Annotated in this window: 21 protein-coding genes; 5 read left to right on the forward strand and 16 right to left on the reverse strand. The window is 64.6% G+C overall.

Going from position 1 to position 19355, the window contains the following annotated elements:
* The first annotated feature begins 248 nt into the window (after positions 1-248).
* Positions 249-1484: an MBL fold metallo-hydrolase gene (locus DVK00_RS03940; protein WP_101350964.1), complete on the forward strand. Its 1236-nt coding sequence runs from the start codon at positions 249-251 to the stop codon at positions 1482-1484.
* Positions 1485-1512: 28 nt separating this feature from the next.
* Here DVK00_RS03940 and DVK00_RS03945 read toward each other — a convergent pair whose 3' ends face one another.
* Complete coding sequence (locus DVK00_RS03945; RefSeq protein WP_101350965.1) at positions 1513-1692, reverse strand: ribbon-helix-helix protein, CopG family; 180 nt, start codon at positions 1690-1692, stop codon at positions 1513-1515.
* 152 nt (positions 1693-1844) lie between these two features.
* Here DVK00_RS03945 and DVK00_RS03950 point away from each other — a divergent pair, with 152 nt between their 5' ends.
* The gene (locus tag DVK00_RS03950; RefSeq protein WP_121577302.1) at positions 1845-3077 is read left to right on the forward strand and encodes a hypothetical protein; all 1233 of its coding nucleotides are present in this window, start codon (positions 1845-1847) and stop codon (positions 3075-3077) included.
* Positions 3078-3286: 209 nt separating this feature from the next.
* Here DVK00_RS03950 and DVK00_RS03955 read toward each other — a convergent pair whose 3' ends face one another.
* Positions 3287-4363 (reverse strand): hemolysin family protein, encoded by a 1077-nt coding sequence (locus DVK00_RS03955; RefSeq protein ID WP_121577303.1) that lies wholly within the window; start codon positions 4361-4363, stop codon positions 3287-3289.
* A gap of 191 nt (positions 4364-4554) precedes the next feature.
* Positions 4555-5496, reverse strand: coding sequence for an oxidoreductase (locus DVK00_RS03960; RefSeq protein ID WP_121535472.1), 942 nt, complete (start codon positions 5494-5496; stop codon positions 4555-4557).
* An 84-nt stretch (positions 5497-5580) separates the two neighbouring features.
* Between DVK00_RS03960 and DVK00_RS03965 the strand changes: the two genes are divergently transcribed.
* Positions 5581-5835: a glutaredoxin family protein gene (locus tag DVK00_RS03965; protein WP_101350969.1), complete on the forward strand. Its 255-nt coding sequence runs from the start codon at positions 5581-5583 to the stop codon at positions 5833-5835.
* Between the two features lie 74 nt (positions 5836-5909).
* On the forward strand, positions 5910-6209 hold the full coding sequence (locus tag DVK00_RS03970; protein WP_121535475.1) for a hypothetical protein: 300 nt from the start codon (positions 5910-5912) through the stop codon (positions 6207-6209).
* Positions 6210-6259: 50 nt separating this feature from the next.
* On the opposite strand, the gene thiE is transcribed toward DVK00_RS03970, so the two are convergent.
* From thiE to DVK00_RS04005, 7 genes are read right to left on the reverse strand one after another with little or no spacing between them, the layout of a single operon-like run.
* The gene (thiE, locus tag DVK00_RS03975; protein WP_121535478.1) at positions 6260-6895 is read right to left on the reverse strand and encodes a thiamine phosphate synthase; all 636 of its coding nucleotides are present in this window, start codon (positions 6893-6895) and stop codon (positions 6260-6262) included.
* Between the two features lie 42 nt (positions 6896-6937).
* Positions 6938-7999, reverse strand: a complete 1062-nt coding sequence (locus DVK00_RS03980) for a phosphate uptake regulator PhoU (RefSeq protein ID WP_101350972.1) — start codon at positions 7997-7999, stop codon at positions 6938-6940.
* Positions 8000-8001: 2 nt separating this feature from the next.
* Entirely contained in the window at positions 8002-8679 is a 678-nt protein-coding gene (phoU, locus tag DVK00_RS03985) for a phosphate signaling complex protein PhoU (RefSeq protein ID WP_121577304.1), read from the reverse strand.
* Between the two features lie 3 nt (positions 8680-8682).
* Complete coding sequence (gene pstB / locus DVK00_RS03990; RefSeq protein WP_121577305.1) at positions 8683-9624, reverse strand: phosphate ABC transporter ATP-binding protein PstB; 942 nt, start codon at positions 9622-9624, stop codon at positions 8683-8685.
* Positions 9617-12271, reverse strand: coding sequence for a phosphate ABC transporter permease PstA (gene pstA / locus DVK00_RS22375; protein ID WP_101350975.1), 2655 nt, complete (start codon positions 12269-12271; stop codon positions 9617-9619). Before pstA ends, pstB begins: the two co-directional genes overlap by 8 nt.
* On the reverse strand, positions 12268-13389 hold the full coding sequence (gene pstC / locus DVK00_RS04000; protein WP_101350976.1) for a phosphate ABC transporter permease subunit PstC: 1122 nt from the start codon (positions 13387-13389) through the stop codon (positions 12268-12270). Before pstC ends, pstA begins: the two co-directional genes overlap by 4 nt.
* A gap of 52 nt (positions 13390-13441) precedes the next feature.
* Positions 13442-14596, reverse strand: a complete 1155-nt coding sequence (locus DVK00_RS04005) for a substrate-binding domain-containing protein (protein ID WP_101350977.1) — start codon at positions 14594-14596, stop codon at positions 13442-13444.
* A 331-nt stretch (positions 14597-14927) separates the two neighbouring features.
* Here DVK00_RS04005 and DVK00_RS04010 point away from each other — a divergent pair, with 331 nt between their 5' ends.
* Positions 14928-15932, forward strand: coding sequence for a phosphate uptake regulator PhoU (locus DVK00_RS04010; RefSeq protein WP_101350978.1), 1005 nt, complete (start codon positions 14928-14930; stop codon positions 15930-15932).
* Between the two features lie 42 nt (positions 15933-15974).
* Here DVK00_RS04010 and DVK00_RS04015 read toward each other — a convergent pair whose 3' ends face one another.
* The 6 genes from DVK00_RS04015 to DVK00_RS04040 all read right to left on the reverse strand — a co-directional run bounded on the left by DVK00_RS04015 (position 15975) and on the right by DVK00_RS04040 (position 19329).
* Positions 15975-16760: a hypothetical protein gene (locus tag DVK00_RS04015; RefSeq protein WP_101350979.1), complete on the reverse strand. Its 786-nt coding sequence runs from the start codon at positions 16758-16760 to the stop codon at positions 15975-15977.
* Between the two features lie 290 nt (positions 16761-17050).
* Positions 17051-17437, reverse strand: coding sequence for a rhodanese-like domain-containing protein (locus DVK00_RS04020; RefSeq protein WP_121535484.1), 387 nt, complete (start codon positions 17435-17437; stop codon positions 17051-17053).
* Between the two features lie 38 nt (positions 17438-17475).
* Entirely contained in the window at positions 17476-18018 is a 543-nt protein-coding gene (locus tag DVK00_RS04025; protein ID WP_101350981.1) for an NUDIX hydrolase, read from the reverse strand.
* Complete coding sequence (locus DVK00_RS04030; protein WP_101350982.1) at positions 18015-18428, reverse strand: hypothetical protein; 414 nt, start codon at positions 18426-18428, stop codon at positions 18015-18017. Before DVK00_RS04030 ends, DVK00_RS04025 begins: the two co-directional genes overlap by 4 nt.
* A complete protein-coding gene (locus DVK00_RS04035; RefSeq protein WP_121535487.1) occupies positions 18428-18841 on the reverse strand; it encodes a DUF5809 family protein in 414 nt (137 codons plus the stop codon). The genes DVK00_RS04030 and DVK00_RS04035 overlap by 1 nt, the downstream gene beginning before the upstream one ends.
* 23 nt (positions 18842-18864) lie before the next feature.
* On the reverse strand, positions 18865-19329 hold the full coding sequence (locus tag DVK00_RS04040; protein WP_121577306.1) for a DUF5810 domain-containing protein: 465 nt from the start codon (positions 19327-19329) through the stop codon (positions 18865-18867).
* Between the last annotated feature and the right edge of the window lie 26 nt (positions 19330-19355).

Raw genomic sequence — 19355 nt, forward strand, 5'->3', positions numbered from 1 at the left:
CGCCATGACAAGTGAACAATGTGCCCCGAGTATAATAATTGTTTATGCTAGGGTGGTAACACTGCCCACCAGATATGTTAGCCACACACAATACAGTACCGCAAAATAGCTCCTTGAGCTTTCATAGCCACTAAGCGTCGATATATCGTCGTGTTCTGGTTCATAGATATTACGCTGCCCCGGCGGCTGACGACACGAGCCGGCCAGAACCGACGAACGGAAACGGACGCGATGCGTCTGTCCCCATAATGGATGTGCAGTTTCTCGGCGGGGCGGGTGAAATCGGTCGGAGCGCCATCCTCATTGACGAGTCGTTACTGCTAGATTTCGGGATGTTGACCGACTCGCCGCCACAGTTTCCGGTTCGGACGCCGTCGCCGGACGCCGTCGTCGTCTCCCACGGCCACCTCGACCACGTCGGGACCATCCCGGCGCTGGTATCGGGCGACGCGCGACCACCGATTCACTGGACGCCGCCGACGTACGAACTGGCGATGACGCTCGCCCGTGACACGCTCAAGCTCCACGGCGGGACGGTCAACTGTCCGTTCACCGAGACCAACGTCAGGCGGGTGACGCAGGTGTCTGAGACCCACGGCTACCGGGAGACGTTCGAGGCCGCCGGCTACGAGGTCACCTTCTACAACGCCGGCCACATCCCGGGAAGCGCACACGTTCTCGTTGACGACGGCGACACCCGACTGCTGTACACGGGCGATTTCCACACCGACGACCAGCGCCTCGTCTCAGGGACGACGGCCCGTCCGGACGCGGACACGGTCATCTGTGAGAGCACCTATTCCGATGTCGACCACGAACTCCGAGAAACGGTCGAGGGTCGATTCGTCGAAAGCGTCGAAACGACGCTCTGGGAGGGCGGCACCGTCGTCGTCCCCGCCTTCGCCATCGGACGAACACAGGAGATGTTGCTCGTCTGCGAGGCCCACGACATCCCCTGCTACGTCGACGGGATGGGTAAGGAGGTGACCGAGATGCTCGCCCAGTACCCCGAGTTCCTCCGGGACGCCGACGCGTTCCGGCGGGCGAAATCGCACGCACGGTTTGTGACTGGCAAGGACGGCCAGCGCAAACGTATCACCGACCAGAAGGCGGCAATCGTCACCACCAGCGGGATGCTCTCGGGCGGCCCGGCGATGACGTATATCCCGGAGGTCCGTGGAAATCCGATGAACAAGGTCACGATGACCGGGTATCAGGTCGAGGGAACGCCGGGCCGGGACCTGCTAGAGACCGGTAGTGCCGAGATAGACGGGCGGATTATGCCTGTCAGCGCGCGCGTCGAGCAGTACGACTTTTCGGCACACGCCGACCGCGGTGGGCTGTTGGCGTACCTCGGTGACTATCGTGACACGCCGGTGCTCGTGAACCACGGCGACCGCTGCGAGGCGTTTGCAACCACACTCCGCGAAGACGGCTACGACGCGACCGCGCCCGAATTAGGCGAGACCGTCACCCTCCAGTAGGCTGTCACGCAGGCGACCTCGGCCTCGCTCAGTCACGCTCGTTCGCGTCTTCGGTGGCGCGCTGTTTCAGCCACTCATCGAGCAGGTCGCGAATCGCGGCGTCCCGGTTGTCGCGGTGGTCGGCGAACGCCTTGTCGTCAATCGCATCGAGCAACTCCTCGTCCAGTTCGACCTCGATCGATTCGAGGTCCAGAAACGCTTCGTCCATTGATTACGGGGAGTTGAACGGCCAGAGAAATATATCCTCGTCAGACAGCCGTCGGTCAGTCGCGTGACAGGGGCCATAGAGGCGATGAACTCCAGAAGCCTGTCAGGAAACCGCCGTGCTTTGATTACGACTCGTGTCGTATTCACGTCGTGATGGGCTCGCTACAGTCTCTTATCGGTCCCCACCGGCTCGACGCGCTCGGCGCGTGGACGGTAACGGGAATTCTCATCGGCGGCGTCGGACGGTTCCTGGCCGGTGGCGAATTCGAGTGGGCAGTGCTCACGGCACTCCTCGTCGGTATCGCGGTCACGGTTCCGTTCGCCACGCGGAATCTCGAAACGACGGTGCCTGCGGAGTTGCTCGGACTGGTCGCGGTCCCGGTACTCGTCCGGACGGTCGGCGGTTTCCCGCAGGTCACCCCGTTCCTCGTAATCGCCGGGGTCGCACTGCTGTTGGCCGTTGTCCTCGATGCGTGTACCTCACTGACGATGACGCCGCGGTTCGCAACGGTGTTCGTCGTCATCGTGACGATGGCCGTCGCGGGCGTCTGGGCGGTCGGTATCTATGCGACCGACACGCTACTGGGAACCGCGTTCCTCAACGGGCAGACGGAGCTGATGTGGGACCTCGTCACTGCAGCGACCGCCGGTATCATCGCCGGTGTCGTGTTCGAACTGTACTTCGAACGGTCGGCGCGCATCGCCCGACTGCGCGTCTCGGGCGCAGACCCATCCGAACGTGACCAGTCGGGTACGTCCCTTCCCGGAGACGGCAAGCACCACCGCATCGCGGTCCGGACGCTACAGGCGGTCCTCGGGGTAATATCCGCCTTCGCGCTCGTCCGGGGCAACGTGACGCTGTTCGTCAACAGCGCCGGCCCGCTGGCGATAACGTTCCTGCCGGCGCTGTTCCGCCGGGAATACGACTACGCGATGGACACCGGTCTTGTGCTGTGGATCACGGTGGCGTCGACGCTGCACGCGGCCGGCGCGCTCGAACTGTACCAAGCGTTTGGCTGGTACGACAGCCTGGCCCACGCCGTCTCGGCGTCGCTGGTCGCCGGCGTTGGGTACGCGGTCGCGCGGGCGGTCGAACGCCACTCCCGTGCGGTCGATTTCAACCGCGGGTTCCGCGCCACCTTCGTCGTCCTGTTTGTCCTCGCGGTTGGCGTCGGGTGGGAGATACTTGAGTTCGCAAGCGGCGGCCTCGCGTCGGTGGTCGGCGGCGAGGCGGTCCTGGCACAGTACGGCACGGGGGACATCGTGAACGACCTCGTGTTCAACACGGTCGGCGCGCTCGTCGTCGCGGGCTGGAGCACCGCCCACTTCGAGGGCATCGCGGCCCGGCTCACCGGCCGGGTCGGGCGGCTCGCGGGCGGGGACTGAGCGTCCCGAGAGTGGGGCTGCGGTACGACAGACCGGCGCGTATGGAGCGAACGCGACTCGACTTCGACCGCTACTTCGAAGTGGTCATGGAGGCCGGCAAACGCCACAGCATAGAGAACGACGGAGACGCCCCTAGAGACGGTCAACGTCTACACGCCGCCGCGGTAGCCGTCAGGCCTCAGTGTCGTCGACCGGTAGTACTTTCAGCGTCACTCGACGCCGGCTTCGGCGTCCATCGGGTCCTGGATGTCGCCGACGACCTCCTCCAGCAGGTCCGTGACCGTCACCAGCCCGACGACTTCGCCGTCTTCGAGCACGAAGGCCAGTTCCTGGCGCTCGGCCTGGAACTGGTCGATGGCGTCACTGACGGTGGTGTCGGGCGACATCGTCATCGGCGGCGAGGCGACGGCTTCGAGGTCGATGCCGTCGAGCAGGCCGCCCGCCCCGTCCTGTTCCTCGCGCTCGTCGACCAGCGCCGGGATGTAGACGATGCCGAGGAAGTCTTCGAGCGTCTCGCCGACGAGCGGGTAGCGGGTGTGGGGCGTCTCGGCGATGCGCTCGGCGTTGGTCACGTCGTCGTCGGTCGGCGACAGCGCGACGATGTCCTCGCGGGGCACCATCACGTCGCCGACTTCACGGTCGCCAACGCGGAACGCAGAAATAATCTCCTCACGACGCTCGTCGGGCACGTCGCCGCGGTCCAGAACGGAACCGAGTTCGTTGCGTAGTTCGGCCCGGGACTCGATGCTGTCGACCTCCGCTTCGAGCCACGCGCCGGACATCTCGACACCGAACAGCCCCAGCGTCCACTTGGCGACGCCGTCGCCGACCTTGATAATCGGCGAGATGACCCACGCGAAGTAGTACAGCGGCGTCGCGCCGTACCGGCAGACGAACTTCGCGCGCTCGACGCCGAGGTACGTCGGCGTCTGCTCGCCGTGGGTCAGGTGGACGAGGTTGATGATGAGGAAGGCGATGGCCGCGCCGGCCCCGACGCCGGCCAGCGCGGAGGACTGGAAGTACGGCTCGAAGATGGCCGCAAGCGCCGGCTCGGCGACGATACCGACCGCGATGCTGGAGGCGGTGATGCCGACCTGACAGCTCGTCAGGTAGATTTCGAGGTCGTCGGTCATCTCCCAGGCCCGACGGAGGCCGGGTTCGTCGAACTCCGACTCCGAGTACTGTCTGGCCCGGGTCAGGGCGAACTCGATGGCGACGAAGAAGCCGTTTGCGAGGATCAGGGCGACCCCTGCAAGCAGCCTGGCCGCGATTTCGACTGGTTGCATGTACCGCCAGGGTTCACCAGCCGGACAGGAAAGCGTGGTGACATCGGGTCAGTCGCCGGTCCCCCGACGGCGGGCGAGCCAGCGACCGACGGCCAGTGCGGCAGCGCCCGCGACCGCGGCGAGCGCGAGGCGAAGAGGCGGAGGAACGGCCCGGAGCTGGCATAGCACGTCCGCACCCGAGAAATAACCGTTTACGCGCGCTCGAAGTCGTACTCGACGCCGGTGAGGTCGGTCGAGACCGCCCAGAGCCGTTCGGCGGTCGCCTCGTCGCGCGAGGCCGCGTTGGACTGCTGGAACTCGGGCGGGCCGCGCATGTCGAGCAGGCCGCCGGGGCCGACGTACTCGCCGCCGATGACGTCGTCGGCGGTGGCAGCGTACAGCATCGGGAGCGCGCCCTGCTCGGCGGACTGGGCGAGCACAGCGTTGGCGAGGCCCATAGCCGCGGTTCGCAGCGTCGACCCCATCTCCCGGGGTCCGCGGAACTGGAGGTCGGTATCGGCGTAGCCGGGGTGGCAGGCGACGCTTATCACGTCGTCCCAGCCGTGGTTGCCCAGCCGGCGCTGGAGTTCGTAGGCAAAGAGGAGGTTGGCGAGCTTGCTCTGGCCGTAGGCCGACCACTTCCCGTAGGAGCGCTCGCCCTGCAGGTCGTCGAAGTCAATCTCGCCCATCTCGTGTGCACCGCTGGACTGCGTGACGATTCGGGACTCGCCGTCGGCGGCCCCGAGGAGGTCAAGGAGGTGCCCGGTCAGGGCGAAGTGACCCAGATGGTTGACGCCGAACTGCGTCTCGAAACCGTCGGCCGTCTCGCTCCGGGGAATCGCCATGACGCCGGCGTTGTTACAGAGAATGTCGACGGCGTCGTAGTCGTCTTGGAGGCCGTCGGCGAAGGATTCGACGTTCGAGAGGTCCGCGAGGTCACACTCACGGATATCGAGCGTCGCGTTCGGCACGGCTTCGCGGATCTCCGCTGCGGCCGATTCACCGCGGTCGACGCTCCGGCAGGCCATCACAACCGTCGCGCCTCTGCGAGCGAACGCCTTCGAGCCTTCAAGTCCCAGCCCGCTGTTCGCGCCGGTTACGACCACGGTTCGGTCCGTCAGCGGGGGCATGTCTTCGATAGTCCAGCCTGTCATTGAGGGAGCTACGGGCGCGAAGCACTGAAACCCATCGCCGACGGGAGAGTGAGAGTCTTATGCTGTCGCCCCCGTGTTCCAGTGATGAGCGACGTGTCGATCACCGTCTACACGCGCGAGGACTGCCATCTCTGTGAGAAGGCCATCGAGACAATCGAGCAAGTCGCCGACGACGAGGAAGTCGCTATCGCGCTAGACCTCGTCGACGTTGACGAAGATCCCGAGCTTCAGGCGGAGTACGGCGAGCGCGTTCCCTACGTCTTCGTGGACGAGTCGCCGGCGTTCAAGTACCACGTCGACGAGCGACAGTTACGCGAGAAGCTGCAGCAGTCGGCGTAGCGGTCTGGACACGACAGACCCTCTGTCGCGGCTACCACCGCAATTTATTAATTCTGGGACGCATCTCACCGCTGATGCCCTCCAGTATCAGCAACGCTGTGTTCAGCGAACCGTCCGGGCCACGGATTGCTCTCGTCCACTTCGCTGGGTCACTTGTCTTCGCCGGTCTCTACGTGTCCGCCTGGGTTACCGAGGGTGCTGTCCCGGACAGCTGGTTACTCGCGATGGTCGTCGGAACCGGATTAGCGGGCGTTGCGGAGGTGTTGCCAAAGCGCAGACGACAGACAGCCGGCGTCCTCCGCTCGGTCGCGATTCTCGTGTTTCTCTGTCTCGTCGTCGTCGCCCTCGTCGCGCCCGACCTTCTCGGTATCTGAGCGCCGCCCGCAAACCGGGCTGTCTCGGTGGTACCGCGAACAAGCCAGTGCTATCGCCCCTGCTCGACGGCACTGTGTAACGCGTCCGTCGCCGCTGTCGGGTCGTCGGCCTGCGTGATTGCTGTGATGACAGCGACCCCGTCCGCACCCGCTCTGACGACCTCGACGGCGTTATCGGCCGTGATGCCGCCGATAGCGACAAACGGGATGTCTACTGCTTCTGCGATAGCAGCGACTCGCTCGGTGCCGATGGCGTACTCGTCGTCATCGATGTCGTCTTTCGAGCCGGTAGCAAACACTGCACCAACGCCAAGATAGTCCGCGCCGGCCGCCGCCGCTTCCCGGGCGTCTTCGACAGTCGAGACCGAGCGCCCGATGAGTGCGTCCTCGCCCAGCAAGTCACGCGCGACCGGAACAGGAAGGTCGTCGTCGCCGAGGTGGACCCCGTCAGCGTCGAGTGCCTGTGCGATGTCTACGCGGTCGTTGACGACGAACGCGACGTCGGCCTCGCGGGTCAGGTCCCGCAGTTCCCGACCGAGTTCGTAGCGTTCGCGCGCGGTCCGGTCCTTCTCGCGGAGTTGGACGACGCCGACGCCACCGTCAATCGCGTCTGCGACGATTTCGTCGGTTCTCCGACCTGCCGAGAGCGACGCCTGCGTGACGAGATACACGTCCCAGTCAACCATAGCCAGTCTCGGAACCGATGACTCTTGTGTGCTGTGCGTTGGTCAGGACTCTGTTTCAGCTGTCGAACTCGACGCGTTTGCCTCGTCGGTGTCAGTTGCCGGGTCCGAGAGCGCGCCGTCGCGAACAGCCATCCGGAGCCCGAACTCGGCGATATTACCGCCGTGTTCCGCCGTTCTAGCGAGGCTGTCGAGGGCGCGCGTGAGCCGGTAGTCGGCGTCACCGGACTCGAACAGCTGTCGGTCGAGACTGGTTATCCGCTCTCGAACGTCCCGGCGCGTGGCCAGTGTCTGTCGGGCGGTGTCGACACAGGCGTCGCCAATGATCACTCGGACAGCGTCCTCGACGACGGCGTGGACATCCTGTGCAATGCTGTCGAGGGCTGTGATGATACGTTCGTCGGGTTGGCCGTCGAGTCGGTCGGCGACGGTCCCGATGCGCTCGGCGTGATCGGCCACGCGTTCGAGTTCGTTCGCGGTCCCCCAGAGGGTGAACAGTTCGGGACGGGTCAGCCCGAGCGCGTCTATCTCGTCGAGGCGGGCCAGCCCGCGCTCGAAGTAGCGGTCTATCATGGCGTACAGCCGGTCGGCCTGCTCGTCGCGGTCGGCCCACCGGTCGCCGGTCGTCCCGGTCGTGAGCGCGGCCATCGCGTCCCGGTGCATCGACAGGGCGACGAACTGGAGCTGGCGGACCGACTGGCTGACGGACACCTCGCCAGCATCGAGCATCGTCCGGACCGTGACCTGTGACTCGGTCGCCTCAGCGACGGTCACACCTGTCAGGTTCCGGGTGACGCGTTCGATGGCCCGGTGTTGTTCGTCGCTGTAGCCATCGGGGACTTCAAGGACGACAGATTCGACGCCAGCGGCGTAGGCCGCCCGCAACAGCTGCTCTATTTCCGCCGGGTCGTCGTTGCCGACTTCCAGTCTGAGGCGGTTCCGCGCCGTCGTCTGTGACTCAGGGGTCTGGATTACCAGGAGCCCGTCGATGTGCGTGTGGAGGTTCACCGTCGTTCCGGCCGTACAGTTCTCCGATTCGGCCCACTCTTTTGGGAGCGAAACGGTGTACGTGCCGCCGCCGACGGTCTGTATCTTTCGGGTTTCCATAGCTAGTAAATGAGTTCTGAGTCGGTTTCGACCATGTACAGCGTGCGTGCCGCGATGTTGACCGCGTGGTCGCCGACGCGTTCGAGGTCCCGAACCGTCAACAGGAGCCGGGACACGTCGTCGAGGAGTTGCTCGACCGCCCAGCCGTCGTCGCCGTCGGCCTCCCGTTCGATGAGGTCCCGGGCGACGGTCTCGCTGGCCCGCTGGCAGAGCGCATCGAGCGCGTCGTCATCAGCCGCGATAGCGCGACAGTCCTCGACGGCTTCCAGTCGATAGGCGTCGATACTACGCTCGACCATGTCGGTGGCCTCGCGGCCGATAGTGTCGACGTCGACCTCGGGGGCAAGTCGACGGTCGGCCGACTGTGCGTAGGCCGCGAGGTTCGTGGCGAGGTCCGCGACGCGTTCGAGGTCGGTGATGATTTTGAAGGAGGCGGCGACGAAGCGCAGGTCGGTGGCGACAGGCTGCTGGAGGGCAAAGAGGTCGATGCAGTCGGCTTCGAGCGTCAAGTACAGCTCGTTTATTTCTTTGTCGCCATCGATGACAGACTGCGCCATCTCCCGGTCGACGGTCCGGAGCGCAGTGAGCGCCGATTCGAGTCGCTCGACGACCAGATCGCCCATCCCGACCACGCCGTCCCGGAGTTCGTCCAGTTGTTGCTGGTACGACTCGCGCGACATGGGTCACCCGAACTTGCCGGTGATGTAGTCCTCGACGCGCTGGCTCTCGGGGTTCTCGAATATCTTGTCGGTGTCGTCGTACTCGACGAGTTCGCCGCCGGTGAGGAACACGGCCGTCTGGTCGGAAATGCGGGCCGCCTGCTGCATGTTGTGGGTGACGATGACGACCGTGTAGTCCTTCGACAGCTCCTCGACGAGGTCCTCGATTTTCGAGGTGGCGATGGGGTCCAGCGCCGAGGCCGGCTCGTCCATCAGGATGACCTCGGGGTCAACGGCCAGACAGCGCGCGATACAGAGGCGCTGTTGTTGCCCGCCCGAGAGGCCGAGCGCGTTGTCGTCCAGTCGGTCGCTAACCTCGTCCCACAGCGCGGCCTGCTTCAGCGAGCGCTCGACGAGTTCAGCCTCTGCCTCGGTGTCGTCGCGACCGAACAGGCGCGCGAGCAGGCCCTTGTTGATGTCGCCGTGCTTGCGCGGGCCATACGAGATGTTCTCCCGAATGGACTTCGGGAAGGGGTTGGGCGACTGAAAGACCATCCCGATACGCTTGCGCAGTTCGACGAGGTTGGCGTTGGGGTCGTAGATCTCGGTCCCTTCGAGTTCGACCGAGCCGTCGACGCGGGCGGCCTTGATGCGGTCGTTCATGCGGTTGAGACAGCGAAGGTACGTCGACTTGCCACAGCCGGATGGCCCGATAAGCGCCGTGACGCTGTTCTCGGGGATCTCCATCGAGACATCCTTCAGCGCGTGGTCATCACCGTACCACACGTCGAGGTTCTCGACCGAGAGCTTCGATTTGCCGTCGAAGTCGTACTGCCGCCACGCCTCGCGGATCCGCTCGTCGCTCTCGCCGGCCGTCGTCTCGGCGCTTGGCGAGGTGGTGTCGACTGTCTGTCCGCTGTTCGTTTGCGTGTCCGTGCTCGGCTCCGTGTTGATGCTATCACTCATAGTTGAGTTTCCTCCGGAAGTATGTCCGCGCCGTGATACCGACTGCGTAGAACGTCAGCACGACGATCAGCAGAATAAACGCTGTTGCCCATCCCATCTGTGGCGACCCCGACACCCCGGCCGCGATGACGGCCCACACCTGCGTCGGCAGCGACGCCGAGGCCGAAAGCAAGGCGTCATTGACGATGAACGGTGGCCCCGAGACGAAGCGGAAGCCGTCGATGACGTCGACGGCGGCCGTCGCGTTCAGCGTCGAGCCGAGGACAAGGATGAGCGGGGCAGTCTCGCCAGCGATGCGGCCGACGCCGAGGATGACGCCGGTGATGACGCCCGGCATCGCCGCCGGCAGGACGACGCTTTTGATGGTCTCCCACTGGGTCACACCCAGTGCCGCGCTGGCGTCGCGGTACTCGTCGGGGACCGACTTGATTGACTCCCGCGAGGTGATGAGCACCAGCGGCAGGAGCATGAAGCCAAGCACCAGCATCCCGGCAAGCAGCGACTCGTCGCCGCCAAGCCGGGGAATCAGGAATGCTGCTCCGAACAGACCGAAGACGATGCTCGGCGTGGACCACAGCGCGTTTGTCGCGATTTCGACCACCGAAGTGAATCGGCCCTGCTCGGCGTACTCGGTGAGGAACACTGCCGCACCAACACCCAGCGGGACGGCGAACAGCGTTGCGCCGATCACCAGCCACACCGTGCCGATGATCGCAGGCACGATACCGCCGGGCTCGGCTCCCAGCGGAATGTAGGCCTGCATCACCATCGGCCACGAGAGGCTCCCCTCGTTGGCAATGGAGACGCCGAGAACGTTGAACGATGTGCCGGTAGCGGCTACGTGCAGGCCCACTAGCGCGGTGAAGCCGGCCGCACCGACGAGGCCGAGTCGCGTCTCCTCAGTCAGCAGGCGGCGGGTAATCGTCTCTTCGCTGGACCGCTTTGCAGCCGTGGTGAGCGTCGCCAGCGCGAGCGAGGCCACAGCGGCCCCGAGCGCGACCGCAGGCACGAGATTTACCGGACCAACTCGCGGATTGATGCCGGCAACTGGCTGGAGCAGCAGCGTCGCCAGCAACAGCCCGAGTCCGCCGAACACCCCCAGCGTGAACAGCGGGGCCTCCCGCTGTGCGCTCTCCGCCAGCGTCGGCCCGTCGCTTGCGAGCACGCCGACGAGTGGGGAGACTGCGAGACCGCCCGCGGCGACCGATCCGGCGACGACAGCGGCGAATGCAACCGTCTCGTTGAGTGGGAGGCCGAACGGAGTCGGGCCGAAGGCGAGGAAAAAGCCGATGAGGACGACCATCGCGAGAACTGCCGTCGGGACGGCCTGTCGGATCGAGCCGGCTCGGTCAGACTGGGTCCCGACGTTGCGGAGCGAGCCGAACGACCGGAAGAACGTGACCGCGAGCAATAGTGCCGGGAGGACAAGCAGCAGCGTCCCGACCGTCGTGCTGGGCGTCACTGCGAGCGCTGTATCGAGCGCACGTCCCTGTCGGTTGACCTGGACAGTGTAGGTGTAGGCGTACCGCAGCGGGGTGCCGGTGACGAGCACGCTCGCAAACACCGCAGCGAGCGAACCAACCGCCGCCAGTGGGAGGATCCGGAATAGCTGTCGCGCGCCAGTGTTCCAGTCAGTCGTGCCCGCAGGCGAACGAGCGAACTGGATTGTAGCCAGAAGAGCTGGCGACAGGAGGACCAGTGCCGTCAGCGCACCGATCGACAGTCCGTGGACGGCGTAGCCGATGCCCTTGATGGTCACGAACACGACGATTGTCGCCATCACAGCCACCATCAGGAAGGCGTTGAGGTTGATGACGAGGAAGGCCCCGTACTCGCGTCCCCGGGCACCGAACCCGGCGCGGCACTTCGCGGCCGACCAAGCCGACAGCAGCGTCCCGACCAGGAGGAACACGGGGATGACCGCGCCGCCGGTGAAGCCACCGGAGAGCGTCTGCGGGCTCCACTGCCAGCCCACGCCGATGGTTCCGGTCACGATTGTCAGCCCGAGTGCGCCGACGACGATAGCCGTCGGGAGCGTCGAACCAAGGTCCTCACGAGGGAGGATCGCCAGCAGGAACAGGCCGACGCCGGCGACGGCGGCGGTGACAAGCCACAGGAGCGAGCCGAATCCGGCAAGGGAACCCCCGACGACGGCCCCCATTGCGAGGCCGAGCGCGCCGAGCGCGCCGCCAGAGAGCAGGCCGGCACTCATGTTCGGTTCCGTGTCCACGAGTTCGAGCCGGGAGGAGACACCGGCGGCAGTGATCGCCAGTGCCTCGACTAGCAACACGGTGCCCAGCAGTGTCGCCATCGTCACCGGAAGGGTCGCGGCAAGAGCAGTCAGCGCCACCGTCGAGATAACGAGGCCCAGCCCGATGCCGCGGACTCGCTGTGAAGTGACCGGGACGACGTTGAGGAAAGAGGCAAGGCCAGTGATGCCGACGGCTCCGACGACGACGGCCAGCAGCGTTCCGAGGGCCGTGGTGAGGGCACTGCCGCTGGTCCCGGGCGGGACGAGGTTCACGAGCGTGACGAGCCCGAGCGTGAAGCCGACGACGCTGAGCGCTATCGCCGCATCGAGTCCGCGGTCGTAAATGTTCGAATCCGCACTGACGAGCTGATCCGTTGTCGCGTAAGCGTCACTCATTGTTGCCCCTTCAGTTTCCGTTGCATACGTCGCTCGATGTACTGCGAGACGATGCTCATGCCGGCGACGATGACGAACAGCATGACACCGGCGACGAACAGCACGTCGACGGTGCTCTCCGAGGCGCTGCCGTACTGGGTCGCAATCAGGCTCGTCAGCGTCGCGTTGGCGTCGAAGATATCGAACAGCGGGTCGGCGAACTGTGTCCCCGAGGCCATGATGGCGGCGACGGCCATCGTCTCGCCGATGGCTCGGCCAAGGCCGAGAATGACGGCCGCGGAGATGCCCGAGAACGCCGCCGGGATAGAGATGCTTTTCATCGTCTGCCACTCGGTCGCACCCATCGCGACGGAGCCGTCACCCATCGACTGCGGGACGCTGGAGAGGGCGTCCTCGCCGACGGAGACGACCGTCGGCAGCGCCATCACGCCAACGACAACCCCAGCGATGAGGAAGCTTGCCCCGTCGTCGAGGAAGTTCGTCTGGATGAAGCCGTTGAGTACCTGGAAACCGATGAATCCGTAGACGATGGAGGGGATGCCAGCCAGAATCTCCACGCCGGGCTTGATGAGTTCCCGCAGGCGGTCGCTGGCGACCTCGGCGATAAATAGCGCGCCGAACAGACCCAGCGGGCCGGCGACTGCGCCCGCGATGAGAGTGACGACTACCGTCGCCCAGATCATCGGGATCAGCGAGTACGCCCCGCTGAGTGGGTTCCAGTACGTCGAATCCGACGGCAGGACGGCGTCAAGCCAGAAGAACCAGCGAGCCGACCCGCCCTGTTCTGGAATCAGTAGCAGTCCAAGCCCGTGTTCGAGAAACGCTGGTAATGCGCTCGCGAACAGGAAGAACGTAATAAACGCGACGGTCAGCACCGTCAAAATCGTCGCGACCAGCGTGAGCAGGCGTGCAACCTCGGCCTGATAGGTGACCCACCCGACCGCCGTGACGAACACGAACGCGAGTAGCATCGGCAGCGCTATCGCCGGCCGAAACAGGAACACGAGAATCGTCGCCGCCAGCGTCGTCGCTATCGCGCCGACCGCAAGCGCTGCGCCGTCGATTCTGCCCCCGCCCGACACCGACTCACTCTCCGTCGTTGGTATGTCTTCTGTCATATTATTGAAAATCGACCGAGACGGTCGAAATCGTCAGACTGCGTCCGGCCGGTTACACCTGGTCGGGGAGCTTGGCGCGCTGTTCTTCCTGACGGCGCGCACCGAGCTTGAAGTAGTTGTTCGGCGCGACGAAGGTGTCCTGACCGAAGTCGGACAGGATCATGTTGATGACCGCGGCTTCCTTCTTCGAGGTGCCTTCCCACGTGTACATGTGGAGGTCACGCGAGAGGGGATAGGCCTTCGAGTCCAGACCGTTCTGGTCGTCCTGATAGCTGTAGGTCGTCCCTTCCCACTCCAGGGCGACGGGGGCCAGGCCGTCGGTGTCGATGAACGCCAGCGCGAGGTAGCTGATGGCGTTGTCGGCCTGTGCGATGGCCTGTGCGAGGCGCTGGTTCTGGCCGTAGCGGTTGGCGACAGAGGTGTCCTCCTCGGGGTTGCCGAAGACGTTGGAGACGAAAGAGGTCCGGGTACCCGAGCCTTTGACACGGCCGAGGACCTGAATCTCGCGGTCCGGACCGCCGAGTTCGCTCCAGTTGGTGAGTTCACCTTTGTAGAGGGCTTTGAGCTGGTCCCCGGTAATCTTCTCGACGCCGGCGTCGGCGATTTCCTGGGAGACCACGAGCGGCTGGCCGTCGACCCCGACGACGTGGTCGACGAACTGCTCGTAGGAGTCACGGTCCGGGAGTTCGTCCTCGACGTTCCCGGAAGAATTACCGATGTCGTTCTGGCCGTTCATGACCTTCTCGACGCCGGTCCCGGAGTGGGAGAGGCCGACGGTGAACTGGAACGGCGGCCCCTCCTCGCCGCCGGCTTCGAAGCCGTAGAGGCCGGCCCAGTAATCGGCGAGGTTCTGGTCCGTGTCGATGTCGTACTCGCCGTGGGGCCAGTACTCGCTGTCGCTGGCCGGGCGGTTGGCGTTCCAGTAGGACGCCGCCGTGTTGGCGATGGGGTACACCGTCGAGGAGCCGCCCGATTCGAGCGGGCCGACGCTCTCCTGGCTGGAGCTTTCGGTCGCTTCCGTCTCCGCCGAGTCCATCTCCGTCGACGCCGCCTCGGTGTCCGCGCTCCCGCCGGAGCTTCCGTCGGAATCGGATCCGTCGCTGCCGCTGGAACAGCCGGCGATTGCAGCGATACTGGTCGCACCCGTTGTTGCGATGAATTTCCGCCGCGATACGAGGTCTGACAGCCCGTCTGGATCGTGCGCCATCACCAGAACCCAGCGGGACAGGTAATAAGTAACCTGCTAAGATAGCTATATCTATTGGTGTATTACTATATAGATATGGTATGGCAAAAACTCACAAACAGGTAGACATATAGCAGCGAATATGCCGCTATCATGCCGTCAGAGCCCCGAATATGACCGATACTGATGAGCCGCCAGATATAGCATTTTCACCGGTTTGAATTACCTATACCGGCGAATATCGTCGTATCATCGGCGTGTAGCCGGACAATATGTCCTCAAATATTAGAGCTCCGATACAGTATATAGATATGAGTGGATTTATACCATCCCGTGAACGAGTGCCAGTCACATGGAGACACGCAAGGTCCAGGTGACAGGCGGGTCGACGTACACCGTCTCCCTCCCCAAAGAGTGGGCAACAGAGAACGACGTGAGCGCTGGCAGCGTCGTCGAATTCCACGCTGAACGGGACCTACTGTTGCTCGCTCCGCAGCGGGACAACGGCCGCGTAGAAGGGAGTCTCGACGTGGAAGGGCTCGAAAACAGGCACGAACTCACGCGGGCGGTAATGACGATGTACGTCAGCGGCTTCGACATCATCCAACTCGAAGCGACCCGGATCACGGCCGAGCAGCGACGCATCATCCGCGATGCGACCCAGGGACTGGTCGGTCTGGAGATGATCGAGGAGACGACGGACCGGGTCGTCCTGCAGGACCTGCTCGATTCATCGGAACTGTCGGTCCACAACGCGATCACACGAATGCGACTGGTCTCGTTGACGATGCTCTCCGATGCTGTCGAGGCGCTCATCGAGGACGACGACAACCTCGCAGCGGACGTGATGCAACGCGACGACGACGTGGACCGGCTCTGGTACATGGTTTCGCGCGTGTTCCGAACCGTCCTCCGGAACCCGACGGCGGCTAACGAGATCGGCTTCCCGCGCGAGACCGTCTTCGACTTCCAGTCCAGCGCCCGCCAATTAGAGCGTATCGCTGACCACGCGACCAAGATCGCTAGCCTCTCCCAAGAGATTGGGGAGATAACTGGCGAAACCGCCGACCTGCTCGATCAGCTGGAAACCGAAGCCATTGCCGTCCCCGAAACAGCGATGGACGCACTGTTGACCGAAGACTCCGACGAGGCCGTCGAACTGGCAAACGAGGCCCGGAGTCAGATCCCTGACGTCGACGAGACCGCTCGCGAAGTCGACGGCCAGATCCGCGAGTTCGACCCACAGAGCGCGCAGGTGCTCGGGCTCGTCGTCGACTCACTGTCCCGGACCGCCGACTACGGCGGCAACATCGCCGAGAGCGCGCTCCAGAAAGCCGCACCGCGGCCACAATCCTGACCACTCGACAGTATACAAATCAGGCGCAGCCACCCTGCGGCCTTAGCGTGTCGAAACGATGCAGTGGCGACGATGCCGCCTGAGCGTTTCGAGGCACGCGACGGTGTCAGCGAGTGCCGGACACGTCACCGGACAGTCGTCGTAGAGATACCGAACGAGACTGGTTCCGTCGACACCGGAGAGAGCGGCGGTCGACCGACCGTGAAGCTGTTGCTGGCGGGTCGCTGCCACTGCCTCGCACTCGCTTTCGATCTCGGCGAGCTGATTGTCGATGCTGTCGAGTCGGGCCGGGTCAGTCGTTCTGCGTGCGTTCGCACCGAGTGCGGCCCCGCGGCGTTCACAGTTGTCAAGCGTTGCTCGCACTGACTGTAACGACTCCCGCTCGCGTTCGAGCGCCGGGAGCAGCGTCTCGCGCTCGTCGCGTGCTCTCTCACTTGCGGTTAGCAGCGCCTCGTACAATTGTGGAGTCAGGCGCGTTCCCGTGGCGATCTGCGTGCCGAGTTCCGGGCCGAACTCCATCGACATGTTGGCTTCCAGCGAGTCATCGTACTCGGCTTCGAAATGTGGCACAGCCATAACCGTCTCTCGGTAGGCTTCCCTGACGGCACGCAGGTTCGTATCGGGTTTCGGCTGCCGGGCACTGAGCGCCGACATCCCTCCCCCAGATGTGTCGACAGTGCCTGCGGCTCGTGCCGGCGGCTCGATAGACACAAGCTGGGTCCGAAAGCGCCGGAACGCCGTCAGTTCAGCCTCGACACAGTCGATTTCTCGTTGAACGACAGCGAGCGCCTGCTCGGTTCGCGGCTGGCTTGTCTCGGTGTTAGACACGGAACACTCAGCCGGAGTGTTTGCTCTCGTCGTATAGGTATTTTATATGTTCGCTATATAGACGACCGTATTCCTACCGGTGAAGTCGGCAGTGGTCCGCTACGATCAGCGCGACACTTCGCTGCCAGCAACAGGTGCCGGCAGTCCGTCGACTCACGCCGTCCGCAACGGATGCACTTTTCCCGAGTGGGAGACTACGACCTGCTGGTGGCGATGACGAGATGTTACCCCCGCTGAGCCCCTTGTGACGATGCACTATTCCTGAGCCACCATTTCACCCCGAACAACAGCTAAAACGGTGCAGCAGGGCCTTCGTCGGAATCTCCGTCAACAGCCGCAGTGTCTGCCGTCGCCTCCCCGTCAGCGGTTGCACGTTCCAGCGGCCCGTCCCAGCCGTTCAGGCCTGGTTCAAAACTTACAACATCGCCATCAAAGCCTTCATACGACGCGATAAGCCGGGCAGCCTGGACGCTAGACTTCCCCTTCGGACAGACTGTCACGACCTCGTCGTCGCCTTCGAACCGTTCGACTTCGTCAACGAGCGACGGGAACGGGACGTTCTCGCTTCCGGGAATGTGGCCTCGCTCGAACGCGCCGGGCGAGCGGATATCGACCACCCGGACCGTCTCTTCGTCGAGTTTCGACCGGAGCTCGTCGGCGTCGATTTCGCCGTCCATACCCAGCCGCTAGCGGGCGATGCCTAAACCTTCACCGGCTACAGCAAACCGTCGGCCTGTGCCAGCAGGATGCCTTCGATGGTTGCGTCGTTGGCCGGTTCGCGGCGGGCGACCTGCAGCGCTTCGTCGATGGGAACGGTCGTCACTGAAAGGAATTCGTTCTCGTCGAGTTCCCGGTCGACCGGTTCCAGTCCCTCAGCGAAGACGATGCCGCGGCGGTGCCGGAGCACGCCGGTCGAACACGAGAACTCCTCGATGAGTGAGACGCCGGCAGCTTCGAACCCAGTTTCCTCACGGAGTTCGCGCGCGCCCGCAGTCGTGTAGGACTCGTCGTCCTCGACGATGCCGGCGGGGAGTTCGAGACACTGCTCGCGGATGGTCGGGCGGTACTGGTCGACCATGACGAGTTCATCGCCGGTCGTGGCCACCACGACGGCCGCGTCGGGCAGTTCAGCCCAGTAGTAGTCTTTCTCGGACCCGTCGGGCTGGCGAACTCGGTCGTAGCCGCCGGTGTACCAGCCGGTCTCGTACTCACGTTTGCTCTCGACGATGGGCCACTCGTGGGCCGACTCGCGGGTCATACGTCCTGTCGGACCGCGACGTGGTAAAACGTGCCGTTGTGCCGGACGACGACGCCGTCGTCGGTCACAGCCCCGTCGTACTGCTGTCGCAAGGCGTCGCGTTCGTCAAAGGGCGAGTGGGTGAACGCGCCCTTGAGTCCGAACGGGCCGCGCCAGTACGGCTCGGACTGCCCGGCCGCCGACGCGGATGCCTCGGCCAGCGCCGCGCTCGTGTACGGGAAGCGTCGCTCGGACTGGGTGCTCCAGTTGATGGCAGTGCCGTTGTCGACGCTGTACTCGCCGTCGCTCGGCGTAGCGACAGTGTAGTACGGGTCGCCGCTCTTGAGGAGGCCCGGGAGCGCACCCAGCGCCAGCAACAGCACAACGACGGCGATGATTCCGAGCAAGGTGTTCCGTGTGACCGGACGCATCAGACGACCTCGCGGTAGATGCGGCCGAAGGCCTGCCGACGGAGCGTCCCGACGGCGGCCCGGCGTTCATCTTGAAACGTCGCCGCGACGGCCTGCTCTGCGAACGGGGCGGCGTGCCAGGCGACGTGGTCGACGTTCTCCGCGCCGACCAGCGTCACCTCACAGTCCGTGTCTTCGCGCCACTCCTCGAACTCCGCCATCGAACCGACCTGAACTGCGAGCGACTCTGCGAACAGTACGTCGCGGGCGGTCTCAATGACCTCACTGGTGACCCGCTCCTCGTAGGTCTCCGGGTCGAGACCCATCGCCTTCGCGACTTCCTTGACGACCACCTGCGCCGTCGGCCCGAACGCGTCGTAGCGCTCACTGGCCTCGGCTGCCGATGCCGGCGCGAACTGCCCCTCAGTGTCCATACGTCCCCTTGCCGCCGGCGGGACTATTCGGTTTCGTCTTCGTTCGTGGCAGTGTCGTCGCCGTCGACCGACGTATCGCCGTCGGTGGCGTCGCCATCGCTCTCGTTGTCGCTCTCGCGTAGCATCTCCCGCGTCAGGTCGCGCGCCTCGGCCAGCACCTCGCTGTCGTGGTCGCTGAGCGCGTTCGACCCACGGTGGCGGTCCGCCCCCTGCGGCAGGTCGGTGTGGCCGTGGTCGTGTTTATGGCTGTGGCCCCCGTCGCTGCGGTCGACGGTGTCTTCAAACACCTGTGGGAACTCCGTCTCCTCGGCGTACTCGACGACCTCGGTGGACAGTTCGTCCTCACCGAGCTGGCCCCAGTCGGGGACGCGCTCGTCGAGCCACGCTTCGTGGTCGTCGCCGCCGGTCATCGCCGTAAACGCGAGATGATTCGCCAGATGCACGTCGTCGGCTTGCGGGTCGTCACACACTGGACAGGCGTATCCCATCAGTGTGCGAACCGTGGACGCGGAGC

Source organism: Haloarcula sp. Atlit-47R, assembly GCF_003665985.1.
GTDB classification, from domain to species: Archaea; Halobacteriota; Halobacteria; order Halobacteriales; family Haloarculaceae; genus Haloarcula; species Haloarcula taiwanensis.

Coding starts and splice junctions, on each gene's coding strand:
- DVK00_RS03940 (WP_101350964.1), top strand. CDS start 249: ATGGATGTGCAGTTTCTCGGCGGGGCGGGTGAAATCGGTCGGAGCGCC.
- DVK00_RS03945 (WP_101350965.1), bottom strand. CDS start 1,692: ATGGACGAAGCGTTTCTGGACCTCGAATCGATCGAGGTCGAACTGGAC.
- DVK00_RS03950 (WP_121577302.1), top strand. CDS start 1,845: ATGGGCTCGCTACAGTCTCTTATCGGTCCCCACCGGCTCGACGCGCTC.
- DVK00_RS03955 (WP_121577303.1), bottom strand. CDS start 4,363: ATGCAACCAGTCGAAATCGCGGCCAGGCTGCTTGCAGGGGTCGCCCTG.
- DVK00_RS03960 (WP_121535472.1), bottom strand. CDS start 5,496: ATGACAGGCTGGACTATCGAAGACATGCCCCCGCTGACGGACCGAACC.
- DVK00_RS03965 (WP_101350969.1), top strand. CDS start 5,581: ATGAGCGACGTGTCGATCACCGTCTACACGCGCGAGGACTGCCATCTC.
- DVK00_RS03970 (WP_121535475.1), top strand. CDS start 5,910: ATGCCCTCCAGTATCAGCAACGCTGTGTTCAGCGAACCGTCCGGGCCA.
- thiE (WP_121535478.1), bottom strand. CDS start 6,895: ATGGTTGACTGGGACGTGTATCTCGTCACGCAGGCGTCGCTCTCGGCA.
- DVK00_RS03980 (WP_101350972.1), bottom strand. CDS start 7,999: ATGGAAACCCGAAAGATACAGACCGTCGGCGGCGGCACGTACACCGTT.
- phoU (WP_121577304.1), bottom strand. CDS start 8,679: ATGTCGCGCGAGTCGTACCAGCAACAACTGGACGAACTCCGGGACGGC.
- pstB (WP_121577305.1), bottom strand. CDS start 9,624: ATGAGTGATAGCATCAACACGGAGCCGAGCACGGACACGCAAACGAAC.
- pstA (WP_101350975.1), bottom strand. CDS start 12,271: ATGAGTGACGCTTACGCGACAACGGATCAGCTCGTCAGTGCGGATTCG.
- pstC (WP_101350976.1), bottom strand. CDS start 13,389: ATGACAGAAGACATACCAACGACGGAGAGTGAGTCGGTGTCGGGCGGG.
- DVK00_RS04005 (WP_101350977.1), bottom strand. CDS start 14,596: ATGGCGCACGATCCAGACGGGCTGTCAGACCTCGTATCGCGGCGGAAA.
- DVK00_RS04010 (WP_101350978.1), top strand. CDS start 14,928: ATGGAGACACGCAAGGTCCAGGTGACAGGCGGGTCGACGTACACCGTC.
- DVK00_RS04020 (WP_121535484.1), bottom strand. CDS start 17,437: ATGGACGGCGAAATCGACGCCGACGAGCTCCGGTCGAAACTCGACGAA.
- DVK00_RS04025 (WP_101350981.1), bottom strand. CDS start 18,018: ATGACCCGCGAGTCGGCCCACGAGTGGCCCATCGTCGAGAGCAAACGT.
- DVK00_RS04030 (WP_101350982.1), bottom strand. CDS start 18,428: ATGCGTCCGGTCACACGGAACACCTTGCTCGGAATCATCGCCGTCGTT.
- DVK00_RS04035 (WP_121535487.1), bottom strand. CDS start 18,841: ATGGACACTGAGGGGCAGTTCGCGCCGGCATCGGCAGCCGAGGCCAGT.
- DVK00_RS04040 (WP_121577306.1), bottom strand. CDS start 19,329: ATGGGATACGCCTGTCCAGTGTGTGACGACCCGCAAGCCGACGACGTG.